A 26,396-nucleotide genomic window follows, 5' to 3' on the forward strand; every position below is an offset into this window, starting at 1 on the left:
GTTATCGTTTTAATTAACGACCACAACCTACAGAATAATCAATACTTAAACATTAACTTAAATTAAGAAATGGATATTGACTTAATTTAATTCTCCATTTTCTGACAGTAAAATGGCAATTGCCTTGGTATTTTTAAATTGTGAGCATATAATAACCATTGTGACTGTAATGGGGACACTAAGTAGCATTCCAGTTATTCCCCAAATTTGTCCCCAAATTACTAGTGCTATGATAGTAACTAAAGGGCTTATATTTAATGAATTACCCATTATTTTCGGCTCTAGGACGTTACCAACAAACCATTCAAGAATTCCTAAGCCTATCAAAATAATTAAAAATGGTGTAAACTCTCCAAACTGTACCAAGCTAAAAACTGCTGGAAAAATTGTTGCAATCAAAGACCCAACGGTAGGAATATAATTTAACAAGAACATTAGCAGTGCCCAAAAGAACGGCGCATCAACATCCATGAGTGCTAAAAAAATATAGCCCCTAGAAAAACCCTCATATTGATACTCTAAATTATGTAAAATAGAACTTTTACAAAATAACTGATTTACTGATTATTAAGTCGAAATCTTCCATTAAAAAGTTCGATAATCATCGCTTCGCCCGCACTTTTTTAATAAATCCCTTGTAAATATTAGTGTTTACAAGGTTTTTTGCTTTTTTGTCAATTATTTCGATTACTACTTAAGTTTATTAAAATTAGTGTTCAAAAAAATAAAGTTCTAACGATATTATATGACTACTTAAATAAAATTGAGGAAATTCTGTTTTTAATGTTAAAAGAATTAGTTGAGGAATGCTTGTTGGGTAATGAAAATAACACTTCAACAGTAATACGTTTATAAAACAATAGATGGGCAAAGGATTATTTACCCATCTACTGCTAATCTTTAATATTTGTAATCACGAACTATTGATTACAATAGACTTTTTAATACTGTTTTATATCTAGCCTTACCACTTTGAAGAGCTAAGTAATTTATTTACCATAAAATATCCTATTATAAGCAGCAGATGGGTTTTTAAATTGACCTTTGTGTGAACTTTGAAATTGATTCCATCTAGTTTTAGTTAAGGAAGCTTTTCTTATGTTAACTTTAAAGGCAGGACTATATCCTCCTCCAGGTCTTTTTATATTTCTCATACTTTTAGTAAATTGTGAAAGTCCTTTTTGATATCCAGCTAGAGACCCTCTTGAAAAAGCACCTCCATTAGATCCTCCCGCTCCTGGTGCACTAAAGTATCCTTCCTCAATTGCAAACCAAAATGCACTATTGGTTTCCCATCTGGCGACATAATCCCTATAATATTCCTTGCTATGCAACGGCATAAATTTACCTGAAGCTTCCGCTCTTAACATTGCTGAAGTAACCACATTGCTTCTGCCTAATCCTAATAATGCAAATCTAATCGAAAGATCCCTTTTTGAATATACATATCCAGTCTTATTATTTGCAAACAAAACTGAAGGATTTCTTATTGGATTCGGTATACTCACAGCTTCAAATCCAGTCGTAAATTTATCATTAGGAGTCAATTCGTAAAATCGGTTACCTTCTTTATTATTTTCGACTCTCATTATTTCTTTACCATGTTTGTAATAAATGTCATTTCCGCCATTCTTCTCATCAGGACAATTACCATCAGTACAACCCCCTGTTGGGTCAGTTAAGCTTATTGGGTTATTACCCATTCCTAAATAAGGAGAACTAAACTCTCCGTAAGGATCCGTAGTTAACCATCTGCCAATCCGACCATCCCATAATCGTAACTGAAAGGCTTCTTTTCCTGTTTCTGAGTCTTTTTCCTGTCCTTGGTAGGCATAGCGATAATTACCATCACTTAGTTGCTTATTTGGCAACACCGTCCCAAAAGGATAATAATCAGCGGCATTGGTGATAGTGCCATTGTTCCCCACTACGGCACGTACATTACCTAAATGATCAGTTAGCTGATAAACACTTGTATTAGATTGTCTAAAATAAACTCCTAACTGACTAGTTCCATAAATAGTGTGTTCTGCAATAGTATTGTTGTTGTAAACTGCTAATGTAGCACCTACAGCATCCCGAACATAATAGGTGCTATTTTGCAATACACCGCTAGTATTATAATTCTCTTTTTTTATTCGGTGATTCCTATCATTATAAAAGAATTTGACTAGAGGCATATTATTCTTTTTTACTTCAGTCACCAAGCCGCGGGCATTGTAAGAATACGTAATTCCTTCTTCATTGTTTTGTATCAATTGCCCTATTTCGTCATACACATAATTATTGCCATCCTGGTCTTTAATGTCATCTGCATTGGTCGTAGCTGTTACCGTATCGTCTACCCGTAATAATTGGTTGGGTTTGTCAGTTTTATAGGTATAACTTAATGCATCCATAGCATTGCTGCCTCCTTCGGTGTTTTTATTTCTATTTAAGGTTTGAATGTTACCATTGGCATCATAGGTAATGCCTGTTACATTGTAATCGCCATTGTTATTTTCTTGTAAACCATCTGCATCTATAATTTTTCCTTTTATAACGGCTCCAGAGGTTGCACTAAAACCTGGTAAAAAACGAATGCTATTGGAAGCTTCATAATTTTGTGTGCCAGATACTTCGGTGTTCTTTGTGATATCTATAGGAACGTTGCTGTTAGAAGGTGCATTATACGCTCCATAATATGCATTAGTCAACCAATTATCACGATTATATTGGTATGAATATGTATTTTGTGCATTTGGTAATGGTTGATACCCATTATTCCAACGTATTCCTTTTATATTCCCATTAAGTTGATCTGTACCATAGGTAGTAGATTTAATATTATCCAAACTACGCATATAATCTGATTGATGATAATCTATAGCCATTCCAAAAAGATCATTCGCATCACCTCCCGGATCATTAGTAGCACTCAAACTGGGATGGTTAATACTTTTTAATTGCCCAACTAAGTTATATACATAATCTACCCCTTGAATACCGCCTCCCAGTTTCATACGTTTCAAAGACCCGGTCTCATAATAGGTGTAATCGGCATGAGTTGTATAGTTTATATCATCTGTGGAGGTTTCCACTTTTATCAAACTGTTATCTTGAGGGTCATAAGTATATCTATGAATAAAACGCTCAGAGTCTTTATGTTTTTGAAAATACATCTTTGTAACATCACCTGTGATGGGGTCGTATTCATAATCAATAGTTTTAGCATCTAGCCCTTCTATTTTTTGTACCATCCATTCCACACGGCCGTAAATATCATAACTATACCAGGTAGTGGTTGTTAACGAACCTGGAGCATATGTTTTTGAAATACCCCCCGACAAAAAATTTTGTTGATATTCAGATACAAGAGTATTTAATACAGTACCTAAACCATTATAATCTGGCACATCATACATAGTAAGTTGCTGTTCTTTTTTAGTGCCTGAAGGTAAGATTCTATCTGGGTCTATTGTAGTAAAGCCAGCGTTTGAAATTACTCCACTTTCTATAGGTCGCCCAAAATTATCGTAATTGGTATAGGAGAATTCATTGACTGCCTTTTGTTTGCTATTTTGTGAAAAACGAATTTGTCCATCATTTCGGTATTTAAACCAAGCCTCCCCTTCATCAGGACTAGTACTATAGATTAATTGTCCCAGGGTATTGTACTCGAAAGTGCTTTCCAGATGATTGAGTGGTTGTTTGGATGAAATTAATCGTCCTGTTTTATCATATTCATTAAGGCTATAATCATAATAATTCTCTTTATAGGTAATTATAGCGGGATTAGCCTGAGCATTATAATTTTCTAAATCATTTATACTTACTCTATAGAAACCACTGGACATAGAGGATGACGCTGATGCTATTGTTTCAGAAATCAGATTGTGAATGATAACAGAAACACCAGATGGAGTAGTTATCGAAAAACCCATATTATTCCCTGTTGGGACATGAACATCTATAAAACCTTGCTCACTAATAGGGATTGTCATGGTTCTAGTAGTTGTTCCCCCGCTTCGAGCTAAGGCCAATACTTTTCCATCAGTATCCGTAAATACAACATTTTCTGCTCCGTGAACATCTCGAGAAATTGTTTTAATGGTTTTAATGGTTTCGTATTTTATATCATCAAATGCACTATTTTGAGAAAGTTCCTGAGAAGCGGGCACACTAAAAGCATAAGACTGTGGCCATGTTTCATTAATCTTAGTACCGCCGACAGTTCGTAAAACCGTTCCTGGGTTTAGTGTACTGTATACGATACCCGAAAAAGGGTAATCCGTAATATCTTGATATGCTTCAGACGTATTAGCTTCACTATAATACCACCCCAGAGTATTCGACTGATTACCAACAATTGGAGGAGTGTCTGGATTATTTTCAAAATCAGATGTGTTATAGCTACTACCATCTGTTTTTAAGAAGAAATCTTCCTTGTAAAAAATATGACCATTGGTATTTACTGGTGAACTTAATGTTTGTAGAATAGCTCTTCCCTGATCATCATATAGTGTTTGATTTGCCCATACTTTATTCGTCGAAATATCAAGACTTTGCGTCTGTATTGGTCTGCCTAAATTATCGGCATATGATTTAGTTTTAGAAGTACCTTCGCCATTAACATTATATGTAATAGTTAATACTGTGTTATAAGGTTCTACAGTTGTATCATCCGGAGGACAACCATTATTTGTTGGTGCTCCAGCTTCATTAGGACATAGATCTCCATTAATTAATGCGTAGTTGGCTGTGGTTGGTTCTGAACATTGAGTTTTATTTGAAGAGCCAGAGACACCTACACCATCATTATCGGTATCGAGATACCAAACTGTAGCAGGGTTTAAGGCGGGGTTGTTATCATTACAATCTCCCCCTCTGGTTATGTAAAAAGAAGAGGAAGGGTGACTTCGATACTCAGTATTACTATTTGTTCCATATGTATCTCTATCACCATCGTAATAAAAAGTACTTGGAGGGATATTAGTAATTGTAGAATTATTATCGTCTATATCACCACCTATATTTACAGGGTTGATCATGTTTCCAGGAACCGTGCATTTATAGACCTGTGTAGATGATAGCCCAAAGCCGTCATCATCTTTATCGGCATACCAGTTTTTCAGTACTGTAATAGAAGCTGAGTTGTCATCACAATCCTTGTTATTAGTAGAATAACCTGTGGGAGCAGATGGACCTTGACACAATGTAACACCAGATCCAGTCCCATAACCATCTCTATCTGCATCCACATAAAAAGTTCTTGGACGAATGGAAGCATTGTTGTCATTACAATCGCCTCCTCTTCTAGCTACAGGAGAATTACCATATAAACACTGTAAACCACCTGCCCCATAACCATCACCATCACCATCATAATAACCTTGTACACCGCACCCTAAAGGTCCATCGTCGAAACAATTATTACAATCCTGTCCATAAGAAACAGAAAAACACGCGAGCGAAAAAAATAAAAAAAGTATGTTTTTGATTTTATATTGATTTTTCATTTGTTTGAGTTTTAAAAAGCGGTATCATTTTTATAAATATGAATTTTCTCTTTTATTGATGATTATCTCCTCCAGAGCCACCATCACATTCATTGTTGTTTCTAACTGTACGTAAGGATTCTCCAAGATTAGAATATTGGTTATCCGTAACTATAAGTTTTACCCAGCGGGTATCGCACCCAGAAAGGTTGTTCCAAGTAAACGAAGGACTAGTACCTGCTGGAGAGGATTGAAATTCGGTACTTGATGATCCAGTGCTCTTATACCATTTAAAACTATAGTTACCAGAACCACCAGTTACTTTTCCTACAAAAGTTTGATGAGTTGCGCTTGAAGATCCATAGGTAACCGAGGCAAAAAGAGGATCAATTGTGCTTGTCCCCTCTATGGATTCGCTATAGGTATATTGATACTCTGCTATTTTTTTAAGACCTCCAGTAAGGCCAACATCATCTGCAACCTCACTATGGGTTTTGATTAGTTTTCCTGCAGCATCATATGTATAAGTAGTTGCCAGGTTATTATTTCCTAGTATAGCAGAAAGCTCATCCCATTCATTATAGACATAAGTAGCCATAGCAGATTGCACTGGATGTATCCTAATATCATCAAAATAAATACTTCCTGAAGATGATCTTACATAGACTGTTTTTTCAGTTGTATCCCAATCAACATAATGATTTAGTAGTACCCAATTACCAGCTATGATTTTTTCTCCATTAAATGGTTTTAAGCTTTTTCCATCATATATTATGGCTTTTGTATAATTATCTTTAGATGCCCATACTGATATTTTATATGTTCCTGATCTATGTCCATTAGGAATCTTAGTTCTAAACCCTTGTTGTGTACTAATATTTATTGAGTATTTACCAGTGTGGGCTTTTAACTGAGTGCGACCAATTCCATAAATCTCATCATCAAAATTAGGTCCTGAGATATATTCTGCTCCGCTATAATACATTTCGTTATAGGCAGCATTTCCAACAGCAATAGTTTTAGATTCTTTATCTCCCATTTTGACAGCAACATAATTGTTATTTATGTCTATTGTTTCCAAGGGCATTGAATACCTATCATACTTAGAAATTTCGGATAATAATTTCCAATCCGTAGATTGGCTTGTAGCATTTACGTTCCAATTAAACCCATCATCTGAACCTGTGAAGCCTACAAATAGTCCATCAGTATTCGTTTGGCCATCCCATATATAAGTTTTATGTTTTCTCCAGATGTTATTCTCCCAATTTTTCCATGTAGTAATTCCGACTCCAGTTTCTATCCAATTTCCTGATTGGTTTATGTAACTTTTTGTCATCGCCTCTTGCGTTAACATATTTTTGTTACTAATGTTATCAGTTTTACTTCCTAATACTGGATATTTAGTATATGCAGGAATAACTTCAGTTTTAAATTCGGTTCCATCGCTACTTTCGGTTCTGGTTTCTAATAATTGAGCAGAAGTATTATCATATTTGTCAAAATAAGTGGTGCTAGAAAAACCTCCTTGAATAGTTGTCGTAGATTCCAGAACACTAGGGTACACTATTCTTGTAGAGGAGTTCACCAACCACTTATCTGATTCATTTGTATTAGACACATAATCTATTTCCTTATACGTTTGGAATGACTCCTGGACCACTCCCTGACTAATATTTTCAGGTGATTTATAATTATTAATTGTTTTGGTAATTAACTGTCCATAACTGTTATAGCTCGAAGTAGATAATAATTGTCCTAAATTGGACATGTTATCCTTGATAATAGTGTTTGTGGCTTTCACACGTACATTGTTGCTCGTATTCAGAACTGTTGGTTTTTGTCTTATATCAGCTTCAAGGATATCTGCAAATCCAATAACTATATCTTTATGTTTTACAGGTAATACTTTAAATTCATATTGCATATGACCAAGTGATACATTATTGTTACCATAGGCAGTCGTTTTTACATGACCATACATAGGGATAGGAGGAGGGAGCTCTATACCGTAAGGAACTTCTCCGGTTACTTCGTGAACAAAAGGGATATAACTTACTACACCTGATGTAGTATTTGTCCCCGGATGATTATAATCATAGGAAGTTGTATACTCCACAATTTCATCAGTAGTCTTAATGCTCCTTACTCGTATACCAGTAGTATATTCTTGTGAAGGGAAATCTACTTTGCTAACATCAGGTATTGTCGAAACATCTTCACAAGTTCGACCATCATAGAATACACTAGTTCGTGTTTTTCGAGGATTGTTAAAACGAAGTTTTAGTTTATACCCTACGTTGAGTACTTGAGTGACTGTTGCCATATCATTATAAGACTCATATGTAAACTCAGTTCGCGGGTTAGGTAATGGGTCACCATTTATGTCGTGTTCTATCCTATTACAAGAAAGAAGTTTTCTGTAGGTGATACTTAATTGAGTCCCTATAGTAGCATTATAGGCTATAAATGGGTCAGTTGATGATTCTATAAAGATTTCATTCTGACCATTGGGATTTGTAGCGGGAAAAAACAATTCATGATTAGTAGCAGAAGTGAAGGAATCTGGCTCGTATTCGATTTGAATCTTTCCCCCAGTAGGTACCTTTATTTCCCGTAAACTCCAGTTTTGTGGATTGTTCCTATTATACCCCCATTCATCTTTTTGATTTAATCGATAACTTCCAAGGTTATGATATTCAAAATTATAAGGAGGCATTAATTGTTGTCCTCCTTTTCCTTTAAAGGTAAGGTGTTTAAGAGAAAGTCTACCGTTAACACCACCAAAAGTATAAGGTGCATCATTTGCCAATTCATAGTTGTAACCAGCAAAGTCTACAATCTTTAAAGCTTTACTTCTTAAATTATCCCAATTACTAAGATCTTTTCTGTCCAGAACATTGTTCTGAAGGCTATAACGGATCGTCTTAGTTCCTCCTCCCTCATACTCAAGATCGTAAAAAGTTAAAACATCACTATAGTTAGAAGGTGGGAAAGAACTTAAATCACTCGAGTTTGTCTTTGTAACTCCAATGGCATCCTCATTTTTTAGTAAAATAATTTCGCGTAAACGAAGTAATGTCTGAGCTTTAAAATCCAATGTGGTTTTATTGTTTTTATTTAAACGATGCTCATAAATCTGTCGTTTCCCTTGACTATCGTTTCTTTCTTCTTTTACAAAAAGAGCTGTATGCGTTCTAGTGCTGATCTTATCGAGATAGTAAATTTCTTTTCTCCCCCATGTATAATTTTTAACATCTGGATTGTTACGATCTGTATTATATTCTTTACCATGAGGAGCGTACCATATATAACCATCACTCCACTTACCATACTCCATGTTTACCCAATATCCATAATCTCCTTCATCCGCTAACTTATTTCCGTTAGTATCTACAAAATCAGGTCCTGTAACTGCAGTTAACAACCAATGCGTGGCATATTTTTTTAATTGTCTTTTTTCGAAAAAAGCATCATCTTCATCTGGTTTTCCAGCGATAAAACCGAATTGCCTGGAAACTACTTCATGATTGTAAACTGGTAGAGCGTAATGATAGGTTTTACCATCAGTAGAGGTGATTTTAAAAGCTCCAATTCCATCCGGTTCAAATAAAGTACTATCTCCATAATTAATAGACGCATTCGGTTTTAGTAAACCACTATTAAAACTTGAATTATTTGCTAGTTCCTTATTGGTAAATGACTCTACAAATCTTCCTCCTCGTTTATGAGAAATCTCTGTAGATGGAGCATAATTAAGATACCCAAAAATATCTGTAGGTTGGATATCAGTAATGAAATTTGCAGGCTCAATTAATAATGAAGATGAATATTCATTTTCAAAATGAAAATTGGGATTTATATTAAACCCCGTTGTAGAATTATCTTGTATTTTATAAGAAATTTTATATTTATTATCATTGTTTTCAATATCCTTTGTAAAGCCAAGTAAGGCACTGTTTTTATATACGCCTGGTTTCATAGAACCTGATAATCCTTGAGCGGTTACTCTGTAATTATCGTAATTAGGAAATACTGCATTATTATTATCAAGCTCAACAGCCTTTGAGTTACCACGAAAATCTACTTCGTAAATATCGTTAAAAGCGGTTATATCGTTTACCGAAGTAATTTGGTAATTAGTATTAGGATGAACGTGATCTGGGTTCACTTCATGTGTTAATTGAAAGTTAGGTGTACCATTAGGATAAAAAATGCATATCCATCTTTTCTTAGTAGCTTCTGTATCCTTAAAATGAATAGGACCTGTTATTGAGGTATTTTCTAATTTATCTAAATAGTATTTTGTTTTCTGATAACCGAAACTTGCGGTAATCATCCCTTCTCCAGTAGGAATAATGATTGGTATGAAAAATCCATTTTTTTTAATATTGTAATCACTTTGTGAAATGGCATTCTCAAAAGCAATATTAGTTCCGGCACCTACTCCTTTAATTTTCCCTGAAATATTTACTCCTTTTGAAGAAAAATTAATACCAATACTGTTTTTCTTATTTCCCTCGCCAGCGCTATAACTAGCATTAGCAGAGATGTCGCCACTCCAACTAGAATTTAACCCTAAACCAATGTTTTTATTCCAAAAACCTTTGTTATTAGTTCCAACTTTAGCGTCAAAACCAAAACCAACATTGACCCCAACACCATTAGTTCCTATACTACCTCCCACCGAAAAAGAAGAATTTGGGATACCCGTCGAAACATTAATAGAAGCTCCGTCGGTACCTACACTAACACCAGCATTCACTAAATTACTTGGGCCAAAACCGTAACTAACGGAACCTCCAAAACCTCTATCATCAGAATATGATAAGGATAAACCAACCGACATTCCTGCGGTTGAAAAAGAAGTGTATCCTAAACTTCCTGTATACGTGCTATTTTCACCTCCTTTGTCATAGAAATATTCTTTAAATCTAGCATCATTCCAATCATCTGGATATCCATTTACTGAACGATTTATAGCTCCTGGATTTAATGTCCAACCTAATCCGACCCAAGAAGCCTCTTGATCCATTGCTATACCGGCATGATATGATAATGATAGGGGATATCCTCCTTCTGGCGAAGGAACATTTAGTAATGGCAATACATATGCTAAATCTCCTGTTGCCAGATTCACCATATCTGAAGCATCTACAGGTTCAAAACTAGATGCCTCTGGTGCCGCAGGCCCGTTGTTATTTGCTAACAACATATTGTAAGGTACAAAAGAATGTAAAAAATTAAGTGTTAAAAACACTGCAATGACTTTATGTGAAAATTTTGTTTTGGACATAGTCAAAATCTTTATTTTATTATTTACTTTTTTTATTTTTTATGTTCACTTCTTTACACAATCAAAGAAGTGAATAAAAGAAACTGGTCTTTTCTGTTGTTGATTTTATAATCACAAAACCACTTTTATAGATATACATCATAAAAAAACCTTTGAAATATTTTTTATTTAAAATCTAATACAGGTTCATTTTTTAAAGGAGTTGTAGGGATTTTAAAAGAGATCTCCCCAGTAAACAATCCAATATCTTCTATACTTAAATTGATATACTCTTCTTCTACTATTTTTTTGTCTCTTGGATATACCAATAATATATTTGTACTATTACTCATTCCATACATTCTAGGATAGATATAATCCAGCATGGCTATAGTATCTTTTTTTGAGGTATATAGATGCACACGTTCTGCCATTCCAAAGGCTAATTGATTTACCATTGCTCCGAATTTATTTTTATTACCAGCCATACTTGTCAATACTTCTTGGTTGTTTATAGACATCGCTAAGTTGAAATACATATACTTCTTATATTTATTTCTAAGGCTATCTATTAACATTACTGAAGCATTGTTAGATCTAAGTTCTTGATTGACCAATAAATCGGTTGGGCGATAAGTCAATGAAAAATTTACACCATTTACGGATTTATATTGGATATATCTACTGGACTCTTCTTTCATGTAACCCCATAATGCTTCTTCTGAGGTAAAGGTTTTTTGATTGCAACCTGTGAAAAACGATCCAATGAATATTGCTATTATGCATAATTTATATCTATTTATTATTTGCATCTCTTGATTATTATTATCTGTCAAACAAGCAAGTTTTGATTGTGTTATTTTTCCACATAATTTTTGTTAAGTCCCTCAAGAATTTCTGCTGTAAGATCAGATGCCTTATCCGCATACATAATATTTCCGCTGCCGCTAGCTCCAAAAATGAGTTTATACCCATTATTCTTGCCATATTCTTTTACATAGTCATTGATATCATTAATGACGGTTTGTGTTATCTTTTGATCTTCTTCTTGTATTTGTTTTTGTATAACTTGTTGATAGTTATTGATTTGTTGTTGTTTATTAGCCAAAAGTTCTTGTTTTAGTGCTATCTCTTTTTTAGACATAGAGACTCGCTCTTTTTCGTAGTTCTTTAGTTCTACCTGCCAGTTGGTAACTAAACTATCTACATTAGCTTTTAATGTTGCTGCTTTTATATTAAAAGTTTTTCGTTCTGTTTTAGTACGATTGTAGCCATCTAATAATTTATTAACATCTACATAAACCAGGTCTGATTCTGATTGGAAATAAAAAAAAGAAGATATGCATGTCATCAATGCTATTAATGATATGAGTAATACTGATTTGTTGATCATCCTAAATTACTTTTTGAGTTCTGATTTTATATTATTAATGTTCTTCTTTTGATAAGAATTGTTCTAGTTTAGATAATCGGTTTTTTAAATTTTGATTGATTTCACGCTGCTCTTCATGTTTCTTCTCTTGTTCCAGTGTATACAACGTTAGCTCTTCTATCTTTTCTAAAAGCTTCATATTCATAATACCTAACTCTACTCCGTTAGCTTTCATTTCTTTGGCAGAAGGGATATTAGGTAAATGTTTGTTTTTTAGGATATACTGACGAAGTTTGTCTAATGACCATAGCTTATAATCATTTGCAAAAACATAATCTGGACCAGGTACGGAGAGATCTACCAGTACTTCTTCTACGTGGATTTTGCCTTTCACTGTGAGTTTAGAATCAGGAACATTGGTTCCAATACCCACATTTCCATTACTTTGTATTCTCATTTTTTCGAGACCATTAAATTCCCAACGGATGTGATTTGCATGATCGGTATTAATATCTGTTTTCAGATATTTGGAGTTTGCATTTAATCTTAGCAAGCTGCTTTTTCTAAAAATTGAATAATCACTATTATGTTGCCAATACGCGAGTGAAGTTTCATTTAAACCATCATTCCCGATAGCTGTAAATGCTTTGTTTACCTTAGTTCCAGAAAGTATTGCAGAAGCATCATATTCTAACCAGAATAAAGAACCTCCTTTGTTTATACTAGACCCACTCATTCTCTTACTACTTAATTTTAAGATAGACGACTGACTATCATCAGTTTGCCTGTTTAGGTTGTATTGAACATAATTATGGTTAAAATCAACATTAAAAGAAGATGGACTTAAGTTATTACCATTATTAATTTCGAATATTGAAGAAGGTGAAACTGTTCCAATACCTACGTTTCCTTCTGAAGGAAAGGTATTTTGTGCATTTGTTTTAAAAAAGAAAACAAATGAAGATATTAATAATAATTGTGTGCTTTTCATTGTAATTTAATTTTATGTATTTATGTTTTTAACTAAAAAAAGGGTATCACTAATATTTCGTTCGTTACTTGGTTAAAGAATAAATATTGATCTTGGATAGTAAATAAAAACTATCTGATATGAGGTTGATATAAGTAACAGTCTCCTGAAAGACAAGGAATAATTTTTCATCATTGTGGGATTCTATATTTTTAATTTGGTTCATTCTAAATATCTGTGTCGAAATAGAGCACAATCTTACCCAACCATTTTCAACTTTGTATTTATTTTTATCAATTATTGATATTAAAATCATTATCAGAAACAAGATTCAGATTATGTTTTACTTTTCAGAAACAGAGTATACACTTAATTAAGGTATATTCGTCATGACCCTTATACTGTAAGAGATAATTGATTTAATACCTATTCAGTTTTTTCAATTATGGCCTCTTATCCCATAAAAGATTCTGAGTGACTTATTTCTTGGACTTTTAGAAACACTCCTGGCTTATGTCTACACTATTTTATGATATCCGTATCTTGTCTTTAAATAAGTTTTAAAAGGTATAATTCCACTTATTATTTAGTACTTCTATAAATTCTAAAATCAAAATTAAAATGGTTGATTTATAATTTAACAACTAACTATTTTTTCGAGGAAGTACGCATAATAAATGGTAACGAAGGTCTTTTTGTACCCATCGATACAATTTTATTTTGATTTCTTTTACTTCTTAAATAGTATTTTCGATATCATAGGGGTCAGAGAGAAATTTTGCATAAAAGTGATTATGCGTAGAAAGAATATGATTTGATAGATAAGTCTATTAAAAACAACTATTCAATATAGGATATATGATTGGAGAAATCAATTCTTTATTAAATCTGACATGATGATTAAAAATGAATAACTATCATCTTTTATTAAAAAAAACTTAATTGGTTTTAAAAATTGAAAGAATTATTAGTTCTTGTTATTCCAAAGAAGTATCAACATCTTAAATACTTAATAATTGTCTACTATCACATTATTAAAACCAATGATGTCCTTTTCTATATTAGATATCTTTTTATTTATAGGTATAAGCCAAGGTGTTTTTTTATCCATTTCTCTTCAATTTATAAAAAACAAAAATAGGACTGCAAATAAAACTCTATCCATAATAGTATTATTGGCAACCTTAATGTTATCAGGTGTTGTTTTTCGAAAATACTTCCCAGAAAACTTAAGCTGGCGGATGAATTCAATTCTTGATAACATTATTTTTTTATTCGGCCCTTTCTTATACATCTATGTCAGGCAACTAGTATTTGAGAAACAAAAATTATCTAGATTTAAAAAAACACATTATTTACCATCATTAATTCATTTTATTTATTTTGTTTGGACACTATTTTATTCTACTGATGAATTTGAAGAAATGTACCGATCGGGAATAGTTAAGATCTTATTTTTTATTATAGAATTAGCCGGTTTATTATCATTTATTTTTTATACAATAAAATTATTCGATTTGCAAAAAAGATATAAAAAAATCAGAAAAAATCAGATTTCATATAATCAGGATATAGAAAAGTTTCTTCATTTTATTGTAATCACTTTGATGATATTTATAATTTTGTGGAGCTTTAGTTTTTTAAATTGGCAACTTGAAAATAAGGCAAATCCATTAATAAACTACTATTCTATTTGGATTACAATATCCTTATTTGTTTATATAATTGGATATTATAATTTTAGGGAGCCTGAAATTTTTAGAGTATCAATCACTTCTATAGATAAAAAGAAAATCACAAAACCAAGATTAAATTCGGAAGAAATCCAAAGCTTAAAAACCAAATTAGATCATATTATTTGTACAGAACAGATTTTTCTTCAATCTAATATAAATTTGAATAAACTTGCGAAAAAAATAGATACAACACCTAATAATATTTCGTGGTTCTTAAACAAAATTCATCAACAAACATTTTATGAATTCATCAACACTTTAAGAATAGAAGCTTTTATTGAAAAGGTACAACAAGGAGAACACCATAAGAATACGCTTATCGCATTAGCAATAGATGTTGGATTTAATTCTAAATCTACTTTTTATAATGCGTTTAAATTAGTCATGAAGGATTCTCCGAGTAATTATATCAAAAAATTAGAGGATAAAACAGAGATAAATAATTAATCTGAGATTTGTCAACTTAGAAAGTCAACCGGAAAGAATATTAAATTACGAAGAATTAGTAACAAGAAAAACAGGGGTTTAACACAGGACTTCTTCATAAAGAAGTCCTGTTTCTTTATGAACCTTTACAAGTAAAAACAGTCGTAATAAAAAATAACTCACTCAAAACAAAGAGGTTATAGATAGTATTGGCAACTGGACTCGAACCAGTGACCTTCGAGTTATGAGTCAGGAAAACTAATGATTATCTTCAAAAAAAAATTACAACCAGGCTTTGTATTATGTAAAACAGAGTTTCTAATTATTAAGTCGCAATCTTCCATTAAAAAGTTTGATAATTGTCGCTTCGCCTGCACACTTCGGCTTAGCTCAGTGCAGGCCTAAAGGAAAAACCGACTTTAAGAGTCGGTTTTTTTGTTTGGGGTAACACAATTTTCACTTGGATAATTCTAAAATCCGACAAAGCATTATCTCTGTACTATTAAAATCTACTGCCTTTTTGAATACATTTTGAACCTTTTTAAGCTCAAAAACCCAATCGAATTGTACATTTCTTTATTTATATGCTTATCGTTCTACTTTAGTACTTGTTGTATTAGATTATTATTGGATTAGTGTACCAACCAACTTCAATAGCATTTTCACTCTCATTAATGAGTTTAAAATAGCGCTCCGTTTTCCAAGTATTTCTTCCTATTTTCTTTAACAAGTGTTAAACAAAATAGAAAAACAGGCCTGTAACCGCTTTTATAACAGATTTTTAACAGCATTAGGGAGTGTAAACTACGGTTTCAGTAGTATTTTTAGTATTGATCACGGAAACTAAAAATATACACTAAAAACTGTTCCAATAAAATTAATCACGCATATGAAACTAAAAGCTCTATTTTTTTGGATATTTCTTGCAAGTTATCAACTTGCAGTAGGCCAATACGAGATTACCATCGATGCATATGTCTTAGATAAAGAAACTCAACAAGCTGTGCCTTATGTTAATGTAGGATTTCTGGAAAAAGGTATTGGTACCGTAAGTCAAAGTGATGGTAGGTTTGTGCTACGGTATGATGAGAGAAAAATAGACAACGACGATGTTTTGCAAATATCCAGCATTGGCTACAAAAGCATTACCCTTACTGCCAAAAAGCTGTATAAACTCTTATTAAAAGATGATAAGATATATGTAGAACCCGATATTTCCACTTTGGAAGAAACTGTGATAATAGCAACGGAAAGACAAAAAATGACGATTGGTCCTTACCATTATTCTAAAAAATTTATGGGATACTGGAAAGATAAAAAAGCGTTAGGAGGTGAAATCGCATCTTCTATGAAAATTAGAAAGAAAAATACAAAGCTGGAAAAATTAAAATTTTATGTCTTAGAAAATTACAGTGACAGTTTACTAGTAAGAGTCAACATTTACAAAAAACAAAAAAGGAAACCGGGAGTAAATATTCTCACCGGTAATATATATCACACTATAGTTACAAAAGAAGGAGAAGAAAGTATAGACTTATCTCCTCACAATATTGTGGTCAATGAAGATATCATTGTAAGTTTGGAACTTGTAGAAGTTTATGGAGAAGACATTGGTTTTGCAATTTGCGGAAGTAATAACAGAAAAGGATTTGTGAAATATATTAGTCAGGATGATTGGGAAGTCAAATACGGGATCAGTATGGCTTTTAAACTAGATATTTCGTTTCCCGATTCCTCTAATACTATTAAAAAAAGAAAGAAGCCGGAAAATATAACATTATATTGGGATACCTCACTATCAAGAAAAAACATAGATTTAGAAACAGAATTAGATTTTTTAAAGAAATACATCGATAAGCTTAAAGAAGCCCAGATAACTTTAGTGCCCTTTTCTAATACTATCGGAAAGGATATAACATTTTACGTAAAACAAGGGAATAGTAAAGAGCTGCTTTCTGAGATCCGTAAGCTACGATATAATGGTGGCAGTAATTTTGTCGATCTTTTTAAACAAACACAAACACCAGATCAATATTTGGTATTTACGGATGGTATTCACACCTATGGAGATCATAAATTTATGTATACCACTCCTGCATTTTATGTAAACAGTAATCCAAAAGCAAATCATACGATCCTTCAAAATGCAAGTATTTCTAACGAAGGATATTATATTAACTTATCAAAAATAAATACGGAAACTGCTGTCGATGTTATCATGAATGATATCGAAGATCAATCGGTATACAATATCGATCTCACAAAAAACAGTATTCAAGGAACCGTATTCACAAAAAACAACATGCCAATACAAGGATGTAGTGTATCTTTAGTTGGTTCTCTAAATGAGGTAGAGACGAATGCCAATGGTGAATTTTCAATCAATGCAGAGTACGATGATGTACTTGTTTTTAAAGCATTTGGAATGGATTCAAAACGAGTGAAGATTGATACATCAAAAAAAATATCAGTAACACTAAAACCCAAGTATAAAACTCTTGATCAAGTATACTTAAAATCAAAAAATGATTCACGATCAAAACAAGACATAAACAGAGAAAATGAAAAGAAAAGAATAGTTGGTGCTAATTTTACTATATACAACGAACAGTTTCCTAAATCTTCATTTTTCTTTGGAGATGTTTTCCGAATCATACCAGGTGTTCAGGTTACAGGGTTTGGTGACCAAGTTAGTATCGGTGTTACCAAAGCTCTTGCTTGGTATGGAACCACTCCTATTTTTGTTGTAGATGGTGCTGTATATAAAAGACCTCCAGTTCATCTATTACCATCACAAATAAAAAGTATCACGTTGATAAATTCGTTTGCTCAAATGACTCAATATGGTACAAGCGGTGGCGTATTTATTATTACAACAGTTTTTAATATAGATGCTTTAGAAAAAAAAGAGTCTACTCCATCACTTTTGGTTGAAGGTAATGAGTATAAAGAATCCCACTTTTTATTAGACCCTAACCTAAAAAGACCTGCATACTTGAACGCCTTATGGAAAAGCGATAGCTACTCAAATGCAAAAAACATCTATTTTTCATTGCTAGAAACACATCGATTAGAAGTACCTTTTCACATCTATAGTATGTACTATTTTAAAAGGTGGGACAAAAAATTTTCGGATCAAATTTTATCAAACCTGGCAGAGTTATCCGAAAGTAACTATAGTGTATTACGGACCTTAGCCTTTTATCTGGAAGAAAGAAATGAAATAGAAAAGGCTTTATTGATCTATGAAAAAATAGGAGATTTAAAACCACATTATGCTCAATCCTATCTTGATCTTGCCAGAAGTTATAAAGAAAACAAAAAGTATAAACAATCGTTTGAGCTTTATAAAAGAATTTTAAATAATGACGATAAGAATATCGATTTCTCAGAAATATTGCCTCAAGCAGAAGCGCAATTCAGACATTTCCTAAATAATCATAGATCCGAAATATCATATACTGATTTGCCAAAAGATTTACTAGTTGCAGAAAGCTCTCCTGTACGTATAGTTTTTGAATGGAACAAACCTCTTACAGAATTTGAATTACAGTTCGTTGATCCTCAGAAAAAGTTTTATAAATGGTCTCATACGTTTGAAGAAAATCAAGAATTACTTTCGAACAGAATAAAAAGTGGTGTCGTATCAGAAGAGTTCATTATAGACGAACCTTTTATAGAAGGAGAATGGATTATTAATATTCAGTCTTTTGAAAAAGAATCAAACCCTACTCCTTCGTTAATGAAATATACAATTTACAGAAACTATGGGCTCTCTAATCAAACGAAAATTGTGAAAGTCGTTAAACTGTATAATCAAGAACAAAAAGTAACGCTAGACAAATTTGTTTTATAAAACAATATAAAGATAAAGATAATTGCTTTTTGATGTTCTTCAGGTTTAACGTATAAAAAGCTTTATGAAGCTCATTATTTTCTAATCATATCGTTCTTAAAATACATTAATCCTTTTTTTTGGGGTGAGTACTTTTCTATAACTATATACTAGTTATATACTCACGAAAAATTATTAATTTATCTAAAATTGATCGTATAGCTTTTAGATTGTTCAAACCATTTTACACGATTACTTAATGCTAGATTATACATTGTATCACGTAACATTCTTAGAATAGACGCTAGCAAAGCAGCTACAAATTTCTATCTGGTAATTATTGAGACTGTTTTTTTACTATCTGGATATTTTATATTTACGCTACCAAATATTCTCTATTTTGTTTATTTTACTAAGATCCGAAATTGCTCTGTTGTGTTTTCCTGCTCTTCTTAAATCCGAGACATGCTCATCTGCAAAATATTTCTCCTTTTTGACCATCAAGTATTTAAATCAATTTCTTAAAATTTCACACTCTAATAATAAGACAATTAGTAATCCTTAATTAAAAACTCGGTTCTCCTATTTAGTGCTTTACCTTCTTCTGTAAGATTAGTAGTAAAAGGTTCATTTTCTCCATAGCCTTTAGCATTTAATCTATCAGCAGAAATCCCAGCTTGAACCAAATAGTGTTTAACCGATTGGGCTCTTTTGAATGAAAGCGACATATTTAGAGATTCTTCTCCTACATTATCCGTATGCCCACCTATTTCTACAATCATGGTTGGACTATCTTTCATCATTTTAACAATTCTATTGAGATCTAACCTACTTTCTATGGTTAAGTTGGATTTACCGGTATCAAAAAATATATTATTTAATCGAGCTTTGGCTCCAACTTTTATTTCTTCGAGCGTGATATTTCTATTAACCTCTTTGTATTTCAATTGATCATCTAATCTAAAATTTTGGGAGTTAAAAAATCTGCCTTCTGCACTAGCAGTCATACTATAACTTCTGCCTGCCGGAAGTATTACCATATATTGTCCTGTTTTGGAATTACTAAGCGTGTTAGCTATATAATCACCAGTAGATAAATCTTGAATAATAATGTTAGCGGTAATAGGTTTTTGAAATTGATCCCAAACGGTACCTGTAACTATAGTAGTAGCAGTAGGTTTCATATCTGGAGGCAAACCTATTTGATAAATATCCAAACCTCCTACTCCTCCAGGTTTTTCTGAAGCAAAAAATGCATAATCTCCAGAGGCTGATGTAGTAAAATATAGATCATCATATAGTGTATTAATTACATTACCCATATTAATAGGTTGAGACCATTGTCCATCGATATATACTGTTTTAAACATATCAGTTTTTCCATACCCTCCGTGACCTGATGAACTAAAATACAAAGTACGTCCATCTGGTGCTAAAAACGGGGATTTATCCTCGCTTGACGTATTGATTCTATCTCCTAGATTCTCAGGAACACTCCATTCTCCAGACTCATTTTTAAAACTAATATAGAGATCAGCCCCTCCATACCCTCCTTTTCTTTGTGATGAAAATATCAGTTTTGACCCGTCTGCAGAAACAGAGGGTTGAGAATCCCATTTTAAAGAATTTATAGTAACCCCCATATTTCTGGGAGTCTCCCAAGTTTCACCATATAAAGACGATGTATATAAATCACAACCTCCTATTCCATCCGGCGAATCACATCTTGTAAACACAAGCATTTGACCGTCTCCGGTAAATGTAGAAGACCCTTCATTGTTTATAGAATTTAAGGGGTCCGGCAATAGTTGCGCTTCTCCTATACCTCCTTCATATAAGTTTACGGTATACAAATCTTCTTTTCCGGGATTACCAAATCTGCTTCCTCGTTTGCTTGTAAAGTATAGTTTTGTTGCAGATGGGTTTACCATAGGAAAATAATCATCATTACTACTGTTTAGTGATTTCATCAAAACATATTTATCTGCCCCTATTTTATAATCATATTTAGTTATTTTATCTTCAACATTAACATCTTCTCTATCATATCGATCAAAAAAAGTACGCCCATTTTCATTGTAAACTTTTATTTGAGTAAGCTTTTTAGATCCTAACCTGGCATACACCCCAAATTGCCATTTCCCTATATCTTTACCTTTTTTGATACGACGATAAAAAATATTGTTCCAAGGACCATTTCCATACCTATATTGCTTTACTGATATCTTTCTTTCTGAAGTACGTTGGTTTCCATTTGGCAAAGTTTCGATTATTTTCAAATCAATGATTGGTTCACCATACACCCAAAAAATAATATAACCGCTACGGGTTGCTTTATATACACTTTTGTTCGCAACAAAAAATTCATAACTTTCTACATCTTTTAGGTTTGCCCTAAAGCAAAGCCCTGAAGCATTGTATTGTGAATGGGCTAATTGAGTTATACATATTACAATTAATATACTATAATAATTTAATGCTTTCATATTATTATTTTTATGTCTATATCGCTATAACTTATTTCGTTTTATTAGTAAAATCTTGTTTGTGGTTATTCTTCAAATAGAAGTTTAATTTCTTCATTTGTAAGTGCTCTGGTATATATTCTTAAATCATCAACAAACCCTTCATAGTGTTGATCTTCTGAACCTGATATATCCTTAGCCGCCATATATGAATTTTCAGATCTTTCAAATATTTGAGTTCTTGTTATCTGTTCTCTACCAGATAGTTGATTATTGACAAAGATCTCAAAAGCATCAGCAGATGCATGTCGTATAGCAATGTGTATCCAAGAATTATCAGAAATTGTAGCTTTAACTATTTCAGTTTGAGAAGTACTGGCAGCTCCATTACCTCTAAATACAACTTTATATTCTATTTGATCATTTACATTTCTGATATCTATAGCCGATTTAGAAGAAAATAATCCAATAATGGTGGACTCTGTATTTATGTTTGCTATATTGATCCAAAATGAATATGTCAGATCCCCTGTATAGTCAGGACCGGGTATTGGGTTTATGTAATTTACATAAGTTGATGTTCCATTAAAAGATATAGCTGCATTGCTATTTCCTTTTCTATCTGCAACAAAACTAGGATTTCCCTGAAGGATCCCAGGGTTATTAGGATCGACTTCATTCGTTGCATCAGTATCAAACTTATAATGACCAACCAGATCACTTTGTAAATCCGGAGCCGGAAGAACCATAATAATATTTTCTTTGATTTCTGTATCTAAACTATTGTCATTTCTAGTTTCTAAGGTCACGGAATAGATTCCCGGAGTATTATAGGTGACTACTGGGTTTCGCTCGGCAGAAGTTTCAGGAGTTCCACCTGGAAAAGTCCAATTCCACTGATCTGCACTGACAGATCGATCTGTAAAACGTACTTCTCCACCTTGTGTAACCTCATTAACGTCAAAATCAAAATCAGCTTGCGTTGGTTCATAAACAGTAATATAGTTTTCTTTGATTTCTGTATCTGAACTATTATCATTGCGTACTTCTAATGTTACAGCATATGTTCCTAAAATATTATATATAATTTTTGGGTTTTGTTCAGTTGAATTTATTGGTGTTCCACCAGAGAAAGTCCAACTCCATTGGTTTGGAGTTCCTGTAGATGAATCAAAAAAAGACACTTCTGAACCGATTGCAATGCGCTGCGCATTGGATAGGAAATCTGCTTTTACATTATTAGAAATTACCTCATTTACCTGAATTATTTGTTCTGTAGTATCAGATCCTCCGGAGTTAGAAACTCTAAGAGTCGCTTTAAAATTTCCCTCATTTTGATAAAGAACAGTTGTCACTGGGGCATTAGAATTAGAAATATTCCCTCCTTCGAATGTCCATTCGATTTGATCGACCTGACCTGTTGATGCATTCGTAAATGTAACTTCTTCTCCGGCATTGATCATTTCTGTACTTATTGTGATTTTTGCAGTTGGAGGATCAACATCAGAATCTGATTCGTCCTCACTACATCCTCCTACCAGAATAACAAAAAGTAAGCATAACCCTAATTTATAAAGCTTTCTTTTTTTTATGTATTGACACTGATTTTGTAGATTGTATTTAATTTTAGCGAAAAATGAAAATTGGTTTACATACGATATTGCCCCCATGATTTGTAATTTTTGATGATTATTTCTAACTCAATGTGATATGTGAATTACATCAAAAATAAAGCGCATAAAGGTCATTAGCTTGCGGAAATACGCAAAGAGAATATTTTTAATAAGATACCTAAATCAGACCTATATCTTTTACAATACTAATCAGGTGAGGAAGGGTATCGGCTTCAAAAAGTATTTTAAGATCCTGCAATCGATATTCTATACTTCGTTTACTACCTGAAGGTATATTGTTCTTCTTAAAATGTTCAGAAATTTGTTTTTGATTGAGCCCTTTCGCCAATAATTCCAGAATTAATTTATCAGATGTGTTTACCTCTGATATATTCCCAGCATTATGAAGTAATGCTACAATATCTTCAGAAAAATATGGGACTCCTCGTAAAATCGCTTTTATTGCTTTATTTAGGTCTTCTGCTTCACGCCTTCCTTTAGATATGTATCCATTAATCCCATATACATCGATTAGTTTTTTAACGATACCTATACGGTTTTCTATGGAAAAAACAATAACATTAAGGTCCGGCTGTATTTTTTTGACCTGTTGAATAAGATCCTCACCAGAACGTAATTTTCGCAACCTGTGATCTTCTTTAAAAGAAAGGTCTGTAATCAAAAGATCAAACGGAACATTTTTTAGTAAAGCAGCTTTTAACTTAAGTAGTGCATTATCACAGTAATCAACAGTTTCGATAAGGGGAATATCAAGCTTTGTCAGTGTACTTTTTAGCCCTGCACTTATACTTTGTTGGTCTTCCGCGACTAATATTTTCTTAAACATTGTTATTCACTATTTTTTAGAATACTATAGTGGCTCTAAAACCCTCTCCAGAGCTTGTTTCAAAAGTAAGCTTCCCTTTAATATTATCTATGCGATTTTCCGCATTGACCAATCCATTTGTTTTCACAGTACTAATATCACATCCTACTCCATCATCAGTATATGTAATCACCCTCTTCTTTTCTCTATCCCTTGCTATAAGTGTTATCCTCTTACAATTACTATGTTTTTTGGCATTAATAAAAAGCTCCTGTAACACTCTATACACTGCTATTTTTTTATAATCTGGTGTGGTGGTCCATTCCATTTCTGACAAGTTGGTGATTACATTTACAGCATTCGTATTGTATTGCTGTATCAGGTTGATGAGTTCTCTTTTATAGTTATCAACGTCTATGGTAGCCGTTTCTATCGAAATATCTCTTGCTCTGAGGTACATATTCTGCAATTTATTTCCTAACACTTCTTTTGTAGAAGGCATGGAGGCCTCTGCAGTTTTTTCTACATAACTGGCAAGATTAGAAATATCATTTGCCAATTCATCATGGATTTTTTTAGAAATTCTTTTTTCTGTTTTATAGACTTCTTTTTCTTTTTCTTTTCTATGTTTTCGGATTAAATAATGACTAAAAAAAGTAATAGTAACTAATAATAAAATTCCTGCCAGCAAGTATATAATCTTTTGAGTTCTTTGTATAGAAACCTTCAACTGCTGCTTCACCATAATATCTTTCAGTTTTAGAATTTCTTCAGTTTTAAGTTGATCGTCATATTGGATCTTAGCAAACTGGGTTTTAACCCTTAATTCTTGTTTATACAAACTATCATTCAACTTAATATATCTATTTTTTAAAGAAATATCATTTGGTTTGATTTTCATTAAAAAAAATAAAACATCTAACTCTCCTCTAGGGTTTTTTATCCTTTTAGAAGTTATAATTGCCTTAGTGAACCAATCCATTGCTTTTTGTTCATCTTTTCTTAAAAAGAACTCCCCTAAATGTGTATAACTTGCTATTAATCCTAGTTTGTCATTATGTTTAATTCTAATATCTGACGCTTTTAAAAGTTGTTCCTCTACATCTATAGTATCTTTACACCATTGAGCATATGCAAGATTATCCAAAACCCTTGCTCTTTCTTTAGGTACTGTATGGATTAAAGAATCTTTTAGAATATTTCTGAATGATACAATAGCTTTTCTATATTCTTCATTTTGAATATACATTACATATAAGTTGTTCGTGTATATCAATTGATCAATATTTGATTGCGTACTTACAATTGCCTTTTTATAGTATTTTATGGCATCTTCTTTATTTAATAAGTATTTATTATTTATAGCTAAAACATTATATGCCGAGGCAATGTATTTTTTGTCCTTTTCAGGTATCAAATACCTCAAAGCATTCGTAATGGTTTCTTTACTTCCAAAAAAATCACTACTATTCTTTTGAATGTATGCCATATTCAATAGACGCCTTCCTACCTCACTACTATCCTGAAGTACTAAAAAATTATTTTTGGATCTATTGTAGTAATAAAAGGCACTATCTCGAATAAACCTGATCTTATCCAGATAGTATGCCTTTAAGTAATTTGCTTTTCCTTGATAATAATAATTTTCAATTGTATTGGCCTGAGTCCATAAAATATTAGCATAAAACCATAAACTATCAAACTCTTTTTTCGAATAGTGAATCACTCCTTTCTGATACAGCACTTTACAATACAATGTGTCTTTTGGCTGTTTAGCTAATAATTTATAAGCTTTATTGATTGCATATTTCCTATCGGATATGCTTTGTGTTTTATCTTTAGATATTTTATAATAATTAATAATATGAGAAGATTGTTTTTCTCGGGATGAGTTATTAATTTGTCTATCCTGACAAGAATAAAATATGGAAATTAAAACAAGAATAAAAATCTTGTAATTCACTTTTTTTGAATTAACAATAAATTTTTCCTGAATCCATCCATAGCACATTTTTAATTTTTTCAAAATTTAAACATTTAAAAACCAGGAAAATCAACTCAATAAAGATAAAAAAGATAAGCCACAAATAACATGTGGCTTATCAAAATTTTATTGACTTTAGTCATCATCAGGTTCCTCTACTACTTCTCCTTCTTCTCCTGTAGTGCTTAAAACTTCTTGATATAATTCCTCTGTATCTACTAGACTATTGTCTGCGCATGAAATTAAACTGAAGTTAAACATCATTACCATTACGAATAAAAATTTACTTGAATTTCTCATCTTTAAAAACATTTAATTGTTAGAAAAAATGAGAGGCCTCTCAATACTATGGCAATATTATATTGCTCCTGTAATTACTAGAACAAAGTAATGAGATAGTGGTTGTTATGAGCTTGT

Annotated in this window: 13 protein-coding genes; 2 read left to right on the forward strand and 11 right to left on the reverse strand. The window is 32.4% G+C overall.

Going from position 1 to position 26,396, the window contains the following annotated elements; genetic code table 11:
* Positions 1-81 precede the first annotated feature (81 nt).
* The 6 genes from Q0910_RS16180 to Q0910_RS16205 all read right to left on the reverse strand — a co-directional run bounded on the left by Q0910_RS16180 (position 82) and on the right by Q0910_RS16205 (position 13,115).
* Positions 82-534 carry an AI-2E family transporter gene (locus Q0910_RS16180; protein ID WP_366142674.1) on the reverse strand — a complete coding sequence of 151 codons (453 nt, stop codon included), beginning with the start codon at positions 532-534 and terminating at the stop codon, positions 82-84.
* Between the two features lie 455 nt (positions 535-989).
* Positions 990-5,498 (reverse strand): RHS repeat-associated core domain-containing protein, encoded by a 4,509-nt coding sequence (locus tag Q0910_RS16185; protein ID WP_299218669.1) that lies wholly within the window; start codon positions 5,496-5,498, stop codon positions 990-992.
* 52 nt (positions 5,499-5,550) lie between these two features.
* A complete protein-coding gene (locus Q0910_RS16190; protein ID WP_299218671.1) occupies positions 5,551-10,773 on the reverse strand; it encodes a hypothetical protein in 5,223 nt (1,740 codons plus the stop codon).
* Between the two features lie 164 nt (positions 10,774-10,937).
* Positions 10,938-11,588 carry a hypothetical protein gene (locus Q0910_RS16195; RefSeq protein ID WP_299218673.1) on the reverse strand — a complete coding sequence of 217 codons (651 nt, stop codon included), beginning with the start codon at positions 11,586-11,588 and terminating at the stop codon, positions 10,938-10,940.
* Between the two features lie 20 nt (positions 11,589-11,608).
* Entirely contained in the window at positions 11,609-12,145 is a 537-nt protein-coding gene (locus Q0910_RS16200) for an OmpH family outer membrane protein (protein WP_299218675.1), read from the reverse strand.
* A 34-nt stretch (positions 12,146-12,179) separates the two neighbouring features.
* Positions 12,180-13,115 carry a tail fiber protein gene (locus tag Q0910_RS16205; RefSeq protein WP_299218678.1) on the reverse strand — a complete coding sequence of 312 codons (936 nt, stop codon included), beginning with the start codon at positions 13,113-13,115 and terminating at the stop codon, positions 12,180-12,182.
* A gap of 995 nt (positions 13,116-14,110) precedes the next feature.
* Here Q0910_RS16205 and Q0910_RS16210 point away from each other — a divergent pair.
* Both Q0910_RS16210 and Q0910_RS16215 read left to right on the forward strand, forming a co-directional pair.
* Positions 14,111-15,277 (forward strand): helix-turn-helix domain-containing protein, encoded by a 1,167-nt coding sequence (locus Q0910_RS16210; protein WP_299218680.1) that lies wholly within the window; start codon positions 14,111-14,113, stop codon positions 15,275-15,277.
* 868 nt (positions 15,278-16,145) lie between these two features.
* Positions 16,146-19,112: a carboxypeptidase-like regulatory domain-containing protein gene (locus Q0910_RS16215; RefSeq protein WP_299218682.1), complete on the forward strand. Its 2,967-nt coding sequence runs from the start codon at positions 16,146-16,148 to the stop codon at positions 19,110-19,112.
* Between the two features lie 530 nt (positions 19,113-19,642).
* Here Q0910_RS16215 and Q0910_RS16220 read toward each other — a convergent pair.
* The 5 genes from Q0910_RS16220 to Q0910_RS16240 form a co-directional block, all read right to left on the reverse strand.
* Positions 19,643-21,577 carry an OmpA family protein gene (locus tag Q0910_RS16220; protein WP_299218685.1) on the reverse strand — a complete coding sequence of 645 codons (1,935 nt, stop codon included), beginning with the start codon at positions 21,575-21,577 and terminating at the stop codon, positions 19,643-19,645.
* Positions 21,578-21,642: 65 nt separating this feature from the next.
* Positions 21,643-23,226, reverse strand: a complete 1,584-nt coding sequence (locus tag Q0910_RS16225) for a PKD domain-containing protein (protein WP_299218687.1) — start codon at positions 23,224-23,226, stop codon at positions 21,643-21,645.
* 121 nt (positions 23,227-23,347) lie between these two features.
* Positions 23,348-24,016 carry a response regulator gene (locus Q0910_RS16230; RefSeq protein WP_299218689.1) on the reverse strand — a complete coding sequence of 223 codons (669 nt, stop codon included), beginning with the start codon at positions 24,014-24,016 and terminating at the stop codon, positions 23,348-23,350.
* Positions 24,017-24,032: 16 nt separating this feature from the next.
* Entirely contained in the window at positions 24,033-26,021 is a 1,989-nt protein-coding gene (locus Q0910_RS16235) for a hypothetical protein (RefSeq protein ID WP_299218692.1), read from the reverse strand.
* 93 nt (positions 26,022-26,114) lie between these two features.
* On the reverse strand, positions 26,115-26,279 hold the full coding sequence (locus Q0910_RS16240; RefSeq protein ID WP_299218695.1) for a hypothetical protein: 165 nt from the start codon (positions 26,277-26,279) through the stop codon (positions 26,115-26,117).
* Between the last annotated feature and the right edge of the window lie 117 nt (positions 26,280-26,396).

Source organism: uncultured Aquimarina sp., assembly GCF_947495315.1.
Classification (GTDB): domain Bacteria; phylum Bacteroidota; class Bacteroidia; order Flavobacteriales; family Flavobacteriaceae; genus Aquimarina.

What these genes read in the sequence shown, in the direction of transcription:
- Q0910_RS16190 (WP_299218671.1), bottom strand. Translation starts at nt 10,773, where the DNA reads ATGTCCAAAACAAAATTTTCACATAAAGTCATTGCAGTGTTTTTAACA.
- Q0910_RS16205 (WP_299218678.1), bottom strand. Translation starts at nt 13,115, where the DNA reads ATGAAAAGCACACAATTATTATTAATATCTTCATTTGTTTTCTTTTTT.
- Q0910_RS16225 (WP_299218687.1), bottom strand. Translation starts at nt 23,226, where the DNA reads ATGGGGGCAATATCGTATGTAAACCAATTTTCATTTTTCGCTAAAATT.
- Q0910_RS16230 (WP_299218689.1), bottom strand. Translation starts at nt 24,016, where the DNA reads ATGTTTAAGAAAATATTAGTCGCGGAAGACCAACAAAGTATAAGTGCA.
- Q0910_RS16185 (WP_299218669.1), bottom strand. Translation starts at nt 5,498, where the DNA reads ATGAAAAATCAATATAAAATCAAAAACATACTTTTTTTATTTTTTTCG.
- Q0910_RS16220 (WP_299218685.1), bottom strand. Translation starts at nt 21,577, where the DNA reads ATGAAAGCATTAAATTATTATAGTATATTAATTGTAATATGTATAACT.
- Q0910_RS16215 (WP_299218682.1), top strand. Translation starts at nt 16,146, where the DNA reads ATGAAACTAAAAGCTCTATTTTTTTGGATATTTCTTGCAAGTTATCAA.
- Q0910_RS16200 (WP_299218675.1), bottom strand. Translation starts at nt 12,145, where the DNA reads ATGATCAACAAATCAGTATTACTCATATCATTAATAGCATTGATGACA.
- Q0910_RS16240 (WP_299218695.1), bottom strand. Translation starts at nt 26,279, where the DNA reads ATGAGAAATTCAAGTAAATTTTTATTCGTAATGGTAATGATGTTTAAC.